This is a genomic window from Mammaliicoccus sp. H-M34 (assembly GCF_022386495.1).
In the GTDB taxonomy this organism is placed as follows: domain Bacteria; phylum Bacillota; class Bacilli; order Staphylococcales; family Staphylococcaceae; genus Mammaliicoccus; species Mammaliicoccus fleurettii.
This window is the reverse complement of sequence record NZ_JAJNIK010000009.1, coordinates 14,516-26,344: the sequence shown is the minus strand read 5'-3', so window position 1 is coordinate 26,344 and position 11,829 is coordinate 14,516. Positions and strand designations below refer to the sequence as shown.

The window sequence follows — 11,829 nt, the reverse complement described above, 5'->3', positions numbered from 1 at the left end:
CATAAACTAAATTGGAGATGTATAACATGAAATTAGAGAAAATGGACCATGTAGGAATTGTCATTGAAGATTTGGAAGAAGTTAAGCATTTTTTCAATACTTTAGGTTTAGAATTAATTGGCGAACAAAATGTCAATGGCGAGTGGATTAATAACATATACGGAGTCGATGCAGTAGAAGCAACAATTGCTATGATGAAAGTCCACAACGGAGAAACCGCAATAGAGCTTATAAAATTCCATAACCAAGTAGAGACTTCTAATGAAACTAAATACTTCCCCAAAAATATCGGTGGCAGTCACTTCGCATTTGCAATTCAAAATATTGAGCAAGTTGTCGAGAACTTGAAATCAACATCATCAAATATAATAGGAGAAATCATTCAATACGAAGACCTCTATAAACTATGTTATATAAAAGGACCCGAAGGCATTTTTGTAGAATTAGCAGAAAAACTTTAATAACATATCACTTACAACTTCATAATACACCACCAAATATCCAACTAAAAAACATGACTTCTGCCCATTTTTATAAGCTGAAGTCATGTTTTTCATTATGCCCACCAAATATTATCTAGTGATTCGTTGATATTCACTGTCTGTAAGTTATGTGCTGCTTTTTGGAAGCCTTCTTCTACTGACATTATAGGATCTTCATGTTCTATACTTACGACATAATCATATCCATTTATTCTTAGTGCACTTATAATATCTCCCCATACTTGTGGGCTATGTCCATAACCGACTGTTCTAAATGTCCATGCTCTTGATTGGACTGAACTATATGGTTGCATGTCTGTTAATCCATACATATTGACATTTTCTTGATCAATATAAGTATCTTTTGCATGGAAATGATGTATTGCACCGGCTTTACCTAATATTTTTATTGCTGCTATTGGATCTATACCTTGCCACCATAAATGACTCGGATCTAAGTTAGCACCTATTGCATCGTTTGTCGCTTCTCTTAATTTCAACAATGTATATGGTGTATGTACTGAGAAACCTGCATGTAACTCGATACCAATTTTGACATTGTGATCTTTAGCAAATTTAGCCGCTTCTTTCCAATACGGAATTAGTTTTTTCTCCCATTGCCATTCTAGTATTTCAGAATAAGCTGTTGGCCAAGGTGTCACTGGCCAGTTTGGATGTTTCGAATCTTCGTCAGATCCTGGTACGCCTGAAAATGTATTAACAACTGGTACGCCTAGGATTGAAGCTAATTCGACTGTTTTAATAAATGTTTCATGTGCTTGTTTAGCATGCTCTTTATCTGGAGAAACTGGATTGTCATGACAACTAAATGCACTAATTTCCAATCCTCTTTGTGTAATTGCATTCATAAACTCTGTTCTTTTATCTTCATTTTCTAGCAATTCATCTAAATCACAAAAATGATTACCAGGATTTCCTCCAGTACCAATTTCAACCATCTTCAATCCAGAATTTGCTACATGATCTAACATTTCTTCAAACGTTTTATCTTGAAAAAGCACTGTAAATACACCGATTTTCATATGTAACACCCCTTATAAATTTATTAATACTCTATTCTTACACTTCTTCCCTCTTCACTGCTTTGATAAATAGCATCTATTAATGAACTTACACGTCTTGCTTCTTCAGGCTTCACAACTAAATCTTCTAAACCTAAACAGCTGTTTACAAAGTTTAAAGATTGTCGTTGTGCTGCATTATCTTCATTATGTTCAGCGTATGCTTGTTCATTAAAAAATGTTCCAAATCGAGGTTGATATATTTCAAACGGATATACATTTAGACCGCCATCAACACCAGACATGCTTAAATGAATTTTATCTTCTTTAATATTTGCTGACCATGAACATTCAAATTGCATTGTTGAACCATCTTCAAAAGTGATAAAACTAGACACATGATCGTCTACTTCAAATGTTTCGTAATCAAATGTTCCCCAGTCATTTATTTGGTCCGGTGTTTTGCTTAATCGATTATAAGTCTTACCCAATACTTCCACCGGTTGAGCATCTTTTTGTAACCACATAGCAAGATCTAATAAGTGGCATCCATAATCTATAAGACTGCCTCCACCTTGAAGTTCTTTGTTAGTAAAGACACCCCAACCTGGTACTTTACGTCTGCGTAATGCCTGTACTCTTGTTACGAGCGCATCTCCAACTACACCTTCTTCAATTGCACGATGAGCTGTTATTGCCGCATCTGTAAAACGATAATGATAACCAATTGCTAGCAATTTTCCGGAACGATTTGCCGCTTCAATCATCGCATCACATTCTTTACGATTCATTGCCATTGGTTTTTCACAAAATACATGCACACCTGAATTTAAAGCTGCAATACTGATTTCAGCATGGAATTTATTCGGCGTACATATAACGACAGCATCTACTTGTTTAAACATTTCATTATATTCCTCAAAAACATTCGTAATATTAAATTCTGAAGCTACTTTTTCAGACAATTCAAAGTTAATATCTTGTACGCCTATTATTTCTACTAAGTGGTCTAATTTTTTAAAAGCTGGTATATGTCTATTTTGTGCAATTCCACCAACACCTATGACACCTAATTTTAGTTTATTCATATTAGAAGTCTCCTATTTTATTTTTTGCTAATTTTCTCAAGAGGTTGTGCATTACCATATTGATGCTTAGGTGTATTTCTATTACACGCCCACTCAACTGCATTTTTAATAACTTGTTGAATTTCTTTATTATAATAAGTAGGATAGCTTTCATGACCTGGTCTAAAGTAGAAAATCTTACCATTACCACGCTTAAATGTTGCACCACTTCTAAAGACTTCTCCACCTTCAAACCAGCTTATAAATACTGTTTCATCTGGTGCAGGTATATCAAAATGTTCACCATACATCTCTTCTTTTTCTAACTCTATATATGAGTTGAGACCTTCTGTAATAGGATGTGTCGGATCTACTACCCAAAGTCTTTCCTTATCGTCAGCCTCACGCCATTTTAAATCACACGTTGTTCCCATTAAGCTTTTGAAGATTTTTGAAAAATGACCTGAATGTAATACGATTAGACCCATGCCATCTAATACACGTTGTTTCACTTTAGTAACAATTTCATCTTTCACTTCATCATGTGCCTTATGTCCCCACCATATTAATACATCTGTACTAGCTAACACATCATCAGTTAAACCATGTTCAGGCTCATCCAATGTTGCTGTCTTAACTTCATGATCCTCACTTAAAAATCCTGCTATAACATTGTGAATACCATCCGGGTAAACAGCTTTAATTGTTTCACTTTCTACTTCATGTCTATATTCATTCCATACAGTTATATTCATTTTAATATCCCCTTTTATTAATCGAAGTATACAGCTTTACCTGTTTTTGCTGATTGATAAAGTACTTCTAATATTTGCGTGATTACCATAGCTTCCTCTGGTTTAACAACTGGTTCAGTGTCATTTACGATACTATCAATCCAGCTACGCGCCTCTACTTCTGCCTCATCAACAGTTTCACCTTCATAAAAATCTACACCTTTATTTTCTAACTCTACATTTGTAGTGTATAAAGAACCGAACTCTTCACCATGAATTCTCAAACCGTCTTTCATATCAGCGCCCCCTTCAGTACCTGAAAGTGCACATTTTGCTTCATCCACTTCTAATGAATTCAGCGCCCAACTTGATTCAAGAATAATTGTAGAACCATTTTTCATTTTAATAAAACCGAATGCGGAATCTTCAACTGTGAATTTTTTAGGATCCCATGATCCCCATGCATTTGCTGCATTTTCCTTTTTGCCAAGCTTATGGAAAGTTGAACCCATTACAGATTCAGGTTCATAATTATCCATCATCCATAATGTTAAATCTAAAGCATGTGTTCCAATGTCAATTAAAGGTCCACCGCCTTGCTTTTCTTCATCTAAAAAGACACCCCAAGTAGGTACAGCTCTTCTACGTATAGCTTGAGCTTTACCGTAATAAATATCACCTAAGTCTCCACGTTGCGTAGCTTTACGTAAATATTGACTGTCAGGTCTGAAACGATTTTGATAACCAATCGTTAATTTTTTACCATTACGTTTAGCAGCTTCAATCATCTCTTTCGCTTCTTCTGTTGTCTTAGCCATAGGTTTTTCACACATCACATGTTTACCAGCATCGAGTGAAGCAACCGTTAATGCTTTATGAGAACTGTTAGGTGTACATACGTGAATAACATCTATATCATCATTTTCCAACAATAATTTATAATCTTCGTACACTTTTGCATCATTTGTACCATATTGTTCTGCAGCAGCTTGAGCTTTTTCAATTTCAATATCACAAAAAGCAACAATATTTACTTCACTTATCTTCTGCAAACTAGGTAGATGCTTTCCATTTGCAATACCACCGCAACCAATGATTCCAACATTTAAACTCATACGTACAGCCCCTTTTATGTATTTAACATATTTATAATAATTTATAGTAATCGCTTACATTAATGTTCATATAACTATGTTAAAATAAAAAAGTTCAAAGACCAATGAATAACCCTCGTAAAGACATTTATATCTTACATCTGAATTTATTTTCAAAGTCTGAAAATATTTTTAAATAACACCACACAATGAAAAGAGGCTGAGACAATTAATTGTCCCAGCCCCTTATTTTGTATCTAATTTTATAATCTAACTTCTGATGTTTGGGTATATGTGTCTTCGCCTAAGTTAATCATAGACTCTGAAATATTTCTTGAGTGGTAACCAATTCTTTCAAGAATAGAAATCATATCTATATAAACGAGGCTGCCTTCTGGAGAACATTCTCCGGAACTTAATCGTTTTATGTGCTTTTTACGTAAATCGTGTTCTAATAAATATGAATCTTCACTTCTTTTAACGACTTCATCTTTTTTAATATAATCATAAACATCAAATACTTCGAATGTTTTTTCATATGATACTTTAACGTGATTATATAATTTATCAATACTTTGGTCTGCTTTGTCAGATATATGAATATCTGATGATTGTTTTTTCTGAAGTTCATCTAAGTAAGATTCTGTTAATGTTGATACTTTTAATATTGTTCTATTCACATCATATAAGACTGACAATCTTTCAGCATCTTTCGCAGATAATTTTTTCTCAGATAATTTATTTAAATACTGTCTAACATTATCGTACATGTTATCAACAGCTACATGTTTTTGTTTATGTTTTTTTAATGCTTTTTCATTTAAATTTCCAACATTATCTAGCATTGAAACTGTCATTTTACCAATGTTTTGAATTTCATTTTGTGCTTCTTGTAATGCAATACTTGGTGCTCTATTTATTAAATTATTATCTAAATATTTTGGTTTATATTTTTCATTTACATCTTCACCTGGAATAATTTTCGTAACAATCCAAGCTAATGCGAAAATAAATGGTAATTGAATTAACGTGTTCGTTATATTGAATGTACCATGTGCAAATGCGATAACCATTTTAGGGTTTAAGTTCAATGCATGATTGACCCACTGCATTGCTGCTTCGTAAAATGGTAATATTAATAAGAATATTGCAGCTCCGATGACATTAAACATAACATGTACAACTGCAACTCGTTTTGCAGCTATTGAACCAGCTAAACTTGCTAATACCGCTGTTATAGTTGTTCCTATATTGTCTCCTAATAAAATCGGTAAAGCACCATGTAATGATACTAAATCATTTGCATAGAACCCTTGTAATATACCAATTGTCGCACTTGAACTTTGTATAACTAATGTTACAAATGTACCCGCTAGTACACCTAAAAATGGATTTGAAGACATATCTAACATAATTTGTTTAAATCCTTCTAAATCTGCTAATGGTTTCACTGCACCACTCATTAATTCTAAACCATAGAATAATGAACCAAATCCGAAGAATATCATACCAATATTTTTAACTTTACGCTTTTGAATGAAGAATATTAAGAATGCACCTAAAGCTAATATTGGTAAAGCATAGTCACCAATATTAATACCGATAATAAAAGCTGTAACCGTTGTACCGATGTTAGCACCCATAACAACACCAATAGCTTGTCTCATCGTCATAAATCCTGCACTAACTAAGCCGATAGTAATAACTGTTGTTCCCGAACTACTTTGTATTAGTATCGTAACAATCATACCTGCTAGCACACCCATTATTGGATTGCTCGTGAATCTATTTAATATACTTCTTAATCTATCTCCCGCTGCTGCTTGTAAGCCATCACCCATTTGCTTAATACCATATAGAAAAATACCTAAACCACCAATAAATGTAAAGATAATTTCTAAAGCCGACAGTTCCATAAGACACCTCTTTAAAGTTTTTGTAACCATTGTGAATATTAAACTATAATTGTAAATCTAGTGTAAAGATTTAATTAACTTTCCTTTAAGTTAACAAAAAATCGCTTTCATTTGCAATATTTTTATAAAATGTAAATAATTAGATACTCGTGTTTTCATATAGTTTCATTTATTCGTATTTATGATTATTCACTGATAAAATAAAATAATAATAAAAAATGAGGAGATTAACATGAAAAATTCAGACTTAATAGCACCAGAAACATACAACATTGTTAATGAAATCGAAAAACATACTGCCGACGAATCTAAAGAAGCGATTGTTTTTGAAGATGTTGAAGGCAACGTTCAAACTATTACTTATTCAAAACTTATAAAAAATGCTAATAGAGTTGGAAATATATTTAAAGAACACGGTCTTAAAAAAGGCGATAAAGTGCTCATTCTAATGCCTCGTTCAATTAAAACATATGAAATTTACATTGCAGCACTTAAACTGGGCATTATCATAATCCCAAGTTCTGAAATGTTACGTACGAAAGATTTACAACATAGAATCACACACGGTGAAGTTAATGCTGTAGTCGTAATCGATCAATGTACAATTGAATTTGAAGGTATTAAAGAATTCAATCAATTAACAAAATTTGTTGTAGGATCTAAACAAGAAAATTGGATATCAATTGATGATGAAATACAAGAAGCTAGTGAAGAACTAGTTGTTAATGAAACAAAAAGAGATGATATCGCAATTTTATCTTATACATCAGGTACAACAGGACTACCTAAAGCTGTTATCCATACACATGGTTGGGGTTATGCACACATACAAACTGCACCAAAACACTGGTTAAGTATTACTGAATCAGATACAGTTTGGGCAACTGCAGCACCTGGATGGCAAAAATGGATTTGGAGTCCTTTCTTATCAATTCTAGGTTCAGGTGCAAAAGCATTCGTATATAACGGTAAATTTAACGCAGCAAAATATTTAGACTTACTAGAAAAGCACCAAATAAACGCATTATGCTGTACACCAACAGAATATCGTTTAATGGCTAAGTTACCAAATTTATCTGACTATACATTAGAAAATCTTCACAGTGCTGTATCAGCAGGCGAACCATTAAATAAAGAAGTAATAGAACAATTCCAAAGCAACTTCAACATTAAAGTAAGAGATGGATATGGCCAAACTGAAAACACATTACTTATTGCATTTTTAAAAGATACAGAAAGTAGACCAGGCGCAATGGGTAAAGCAATACCAGGTAGCCACGTAGCAGTTATCGATGAAGACGGTGAACCTATAACAAATGGAAAAGTTGGCGACATAGCCGTTTCATTAGATTCACCATCATTATTCAAAGGATACTATAAAGATGAAGAACGTACGGAAAAATCAAAACGAGGCGACTATTATGTAACTGGAGACCGCGCTCAATTAGACGAAGACGGTTACTTCTGGTTCATGGGTAGAGAAGACGACATCATCATTAGTTCTGGATATACAATAGGACCGTTCGAAGTAGAAGACTCTTTAACTAAACACCCTAAAGTACAAGAATGTGCAGTCGTTGCAAGCCCAGATGAAATAAGAGGTAACATCGTAAAAGCATTCGTTATCTTGCAAAACGATATCACTGGCAATGACGAACTCGTAAAAGAATTACAAAGCTATGTCAAAAAAGATGTAGCACCATATAAATATCCAAGAGCAATCGAATTCGTAACTGAATTACCAAAAACTAACTCAGGCAAAATTAGACGAATAGAATTAAGAGAAGCCGAAAAACAAAAATATAATAAATAGAATCATAACGAAAATGAATAGAAGCTGAGACAATTAATTTGTCTCAGCTTCTTATTTTATGGCATTAATTTTGGAGATGTCTTAGATTAACTTCCAAATTAATCTACAACTTACCCTTACAACTCAATTCCTCTAACTAAAAAAAGCATTCGATTCAAAGAATCGAATGCTTTCTACTTTTTATCTTACATACTCAAATATACCTGCTGCGCCCATTCCTACTCCGATACACATTGTAACCATACCGTATTTAGTGTCTGGTCGTTTACTCATTTCAGATAATAACTTACCTGTTAACATTGCACCGGTTGCACCGAGTGGATGTCCTAATGCTATTGCACCACCGTTAACGTTTGTTTTATTAATATCTAAACCTACTTCATTTATTGAAGCTACTGTTTGTGATGCAAATGCTTCGTTTAATTCTACTAAATCGATATCATCTACTGATAGGTTTGTTAATTCTAATACTTCTGGTATTGCATAAGCTGGTCCAATACCCATTAATTTAGGATCTACCCCTACTGCTTTGAATCCTACAAATTTAGCTATAGGCTTGATTCCTAGTTCTTTCACTTTGTCTCCAGACATCAATACCACAAAACCTGCACCGTCTGTAAGTGGTGCTGACGTACCTGCTGTTACTGTACCATCTGCTTTAAATACGGTTCTCAATTTAGATAAAGATTCTAAATTTGTATCAGGTCGTATTAATTCGTCTTGTTTAAATTCTTCTTTTGTTATAGATGGTCCATTTTCATCATAGCTCACTTTATGCACGTTTATAGGTATAATTTCATCTTCAAATTTCCCTGATTTTTGTGCTTCAGCTGCTCTTTTATGGCTTTCAACTGCATATTTGTCTTGTGCTTCTCTAGAAACTTTATATTCTTCAGCAACCATTTCAGCTGTTAATCCCATTGGGTATGAAACGCCAGTATCCGCTTCTTGCAACTCTGGACTATTTGTAGGTTCATTACCACCCATTGGTACTGCACTCATAAGTTCTACACCACCAGCTACGAGCACATCAGCTTGATCTGACATAATTTCATTTGCTGCAATTGCGATTGTTTGAAGTCCTGATGAACAATAACGATTGACTGTTTGTCCTGGAACTTCATTTGGTAATCCAGCAAGCAACGCAATTGAACGTGCGATATTTTGTCCTTGTAAACCTTCAGGAAAAGAATTTCCGACAATGACATCTTGAACCATGCTTGGATTAAATGAACCCCCAACTCTATTAAGTACTCCTTTTAATACTTGAGCTGCAACCTCATCAGGTCTTTCGTGAAATAATGCGCCACCTGGTTTAGCTTTCCCTGCAGCAGAGCGTCCGTATGCTACTATATATGCTTCTTGCATTGATATCCATCCTCTCTTATTCAGCTACTCATTAGTTACGTAAAGGTTTTCCTTTTTCTAGCATGTGTGAAATACGATCATAAGTTTTTTCGTTTTGTAAAAGTGATAAGAAACCTTCTCTTTCAAGCTTTTGAATATACCTTTGATTGATATACGTATTACGTGGTAAATCGCCACCTGAAAGTATATGAGCTACTTTTAATGTGATTTCATAATCATAATCACTAATAAAGTGACCGATTCGTTGAGCATCTAATTGAGCTTGAGCTAACGCTTTGAAATCTCTACCTAATGCTGGATATTGAGCTTTAGGTTTAGGTACATAGTTTGTTTCAGATTCATAACGTGCTTTATTAAGTGCCACTTCAACACGTTTTTCTTTATTGAAAATAATTGTATCAATGTCTCTTAAATAACCATATTTCTTAGCTTCATATGCATTTGTAGAAACTTTAGCTAAACCTACATTCATAAGAACTTTAGAAATAGATTCTTGTTTATCATCATTTTTGTGATCAGTTCGTAATGTTCTATCTACAAACTCAGCTAATCCTCCACCTGAAGGTAATAAGCCAACACCTGTTTCAACTAAACCAATATATGTTTCACTCGCTGCAACTATAAATGGTGAGTGTAATACAATTTCACAACCACCACCTAATGCTCTACCGTGTATAGCTGTTACGATAGGTTTAAGTGAATATTTCATTCTACCGAAACTTTCATGAAGTTTATCAATTGCAGGTCCAACAAGCTCTTCTACTTTTTTGCTTTCGTGCGCTTTTTTCATTAAGTATAAGTTTGCTCCTACACTAAAGTTGTTTCCATCAGCGTAGATAACCATACTTGTATAATCTTCTTGTTCTAATAAATCGATGGACTCAATTAAATCACTTGCAAAGCCATCTGAGATAATATTATTTTTACTTTGTATTTTAAGTAATAATTGATCTTTATTGGCTACTGATAAATTAGAATCTTCTCTATTCCAAACTTCTCGGTCTACAAAAGCTGAAGTAGGTGTTACGCGTTCGATTGTTTCATCTTCCTTATAGAATGAACCGTTTTGTTGTTCAATCCATTCAGGTAATTCACCAAGTTCTTCTTTCATTCTTGTTTTAACGCGTTCAAATCCCATTAAGTCCCAAAGTTGGAATGGTCCTTTTTTCCAGTTGAATCCCCATACAAGTGCACGGTCTATATCTTTAAAGTCTGATGCAGCTTTAGGAACGTTAATCGCAGAATAATAGAAATTATTTCTTAATGTTTCCCATAAGAATTTACCTGCATCATCTTCAGCATTAAAGATTACATCTAAATTCGATTGTAAGTCTTTGCCGAATTTTGCTAGTATTTCAAATTTAGGTTGTTCAGGTTGAACATATTCATTTGAATCAATGTCATAAACTAGTCTCGTTTTTTTATCTTTTTTGTAGAAACCTTGTTTTGTTTTACGACCTAACGAACCATTTTTAATAAGTGTGTCTGCAATTTTTGTATCTTTAAAATAAGGTTTTTCTTCTGGTACTTTTTGTAGACCACTTGTAACAGTAACCGCAATGTCTAAACCTACTAAATCTGACAAACCGTATGTTCCAGTACTAGGTCTACCAATTGCTCTTCCAGTTAAAGCATCTACTTCAGTAATTGAGAACCCTTGATCTTCACCACGATACATAATATCGTTCATCGTTTGAGTACCCACTCTATTCGCAACAAAGCCTGGCACATCGTTTGCAACTACTACACCTTTACCTAATACTTCTTCTGCAAATACTTGAGTTCTTTCAACTATTGCATCTGAAGTATTGCTATTAGGGATAACCTCTACTAATTTCATAATACGAGGCGGATTAAAGAAATGTAGTCCTAAAAATCGTTCTTTATCTTTCTTATCAAAAGCTTTAGAAATCGCTTCAATCGGAATACCTGAAGTATTTGTAGCAAATACTGCACTGTCTTTTGCTACTTGAGTAACTTGTTTCCATACTTGATGCTTAATATCTAATTCTTCTTTCACCGCTTCAATATAAATATCTGCATCATCTTCACCAGTTAAATCATCTTGGAAATTGCCATAAGTTAAATTTGATGCAAATTCTAAATCAAATAATAATGGTCTTTTAGCATCTGTTATTACGTCATATGCTTTTTTAGAAATTTTATTTGGATCTTTTTCATCTATTACTATATCTAATAATTTTACTTTTAAACCTGCGTTAACTAATAGTGCAGCAATTTGGCTACCCATAGTACCTGCACCTAGAACGGTTGCTTTATTTATCGTCATAAAAAGTCCTCCAAATTAATTTATTCTGAGATTATATTGTGTC

9 protein-coding genes are annotated in these 11,829 nt (G+C 33.7%); 2 read left to right on the top strand and 7 right to left on the bottom strand.

Features of this window, described 5'->3' with window-relative positions; all coding sequences use genetic code 11:
- Positions 1-26 precede the first annotated feature (26 nt).
- The gene (locus tag LQ608_RS10525) at positions 27-461 is read left to right on the top strand and encodes a VOC family protein (RefSeq protein ID WP_158079035.1); all 435 of its coding nucleotides are present in this window, start codon (positions 27-29) and stop codon (positions 459-461) included.
- A gap of 95 nt (positions 462-556) precedes the next feature.
- On the opposite strand, the gene LQ608_RS10520 is transcribed toward LQ608_RS10525, so the two are convergent.
- From LQ608_RS10520 to LQ608_RS10500, 5 genes are all read right to left on the bottom strand, one after another.
- On the bottom strand, positions 557-1,525 hold the full coding sequence (locus LQ608_RS10520) for a sugar phosphate isomerase/epimerase family protein (protein WP_239751809.1): 969 nt from the start codon (positions 1,523-1,525) through the stop codon (positions 557-559).
- Between the two features lie 23 nt (positions 1,526-1,548).
- Positions 1,549-2,592 (bottom strand): Gfo/Idh/MocA family protein, encoded by a 1,044-nt coding sequence (locus LQ608_RS10515; protein ID WP_239751808.1) that lies wholly within the window; start codon positions 2,590-2,592, stop codon positions 1,549-1,551.
- Positions 2,593-2,609: 17 nt separating this feature from the next.
- On the bottom strand, positions 2,610-3,326 hold the full coding sequence (locus LQ608_RS10510) for a ThuA domain-containing protein (RefSeq protein WP_239751807.1): 717 nt from the start codon (positions 3,324-3,326) through the stop codon (positions 2,610-2,612).
- A gap of 17 nt (positions 3,327-3,343) precedes the next feature.
- The gene (locus LQ608_RS10505; RefSeq protein WP_239751806.1) at positions 3,344-4,420 is read right to left on the bottom strand and encodes a Gfo/Idh/MocA family protein; all 1,077 of its coding nucleotides are present in this window, start codon (positions 4,418-4,420) and stop codon (positions 3,344-3,346) included.
- 242 nt (positions 4,421-4,662) lie between these two features.
- Positions 4,663-6,315 (bottom strand): Na/Pi cotransporter family protein, encoded by a 1,653-nt coding sequence (locus LQ608_RS10500; protein WP_239751805.1) that lies wholly within the window; start codon positions 6,313-6,315, stop codon positions 4,663-4,665.
- Positions 6,316-6,547: 232 nt separating this feature from the next.
- Here LQ608_RS10500 and mbcS point away from each other — a divergent pair, with 232 nt between their 5' ends.
- A complete protein-coding gene (gene mbcS, locus LQ608_RS10495; protein WP_239751803.1) occupies positions 6,548-8,128 on the top strand; it encodes an acyl-CoA synthetase MbcS in 1,581 nt (526 codons plus the stop codon).
- A 180-nt stretch (positions 8,129-8,308) separates the two neighbouring features.
- On the opposite strand, the gene LQ608_RS10490 is transcribed toward mbcS, so the two are convergent.
- Together LQ608_RS10490 and fadB are read right to left on the bottom strand one after the other, a co-directional pair.
- Positions 8,309-9,496 carry a thiolase family protein gene (locus tag LQ608_RS10490; RefSeq protein ID WP_203154117.1) on the bottom strand — a complete coding sequence of 396 codons (1,188 nt, stop codon included), beginning with the start codon at positions 9,494-9,496 and terminating at the stop codon, positions 8,309-8,311.
- A 31-nt stretch (positions 9,497-9,527) separates the two neighbouring features.
- Positions 9,528-11,786 (bottom strand): 3-hydroxyacyl-CoA dehydrogenase/crotonase FadB, encoded by a 2,259-nt coding sequence (gene fadB / locus LQ608_RS10485; protein ID WP_239751802.1) that lies wholly within the window; start codon positions 11,784-11,786, stop codon positions 9,528-9,530.
- Positions 11,787-11,829: the final 43 nt, after the last annotated feature.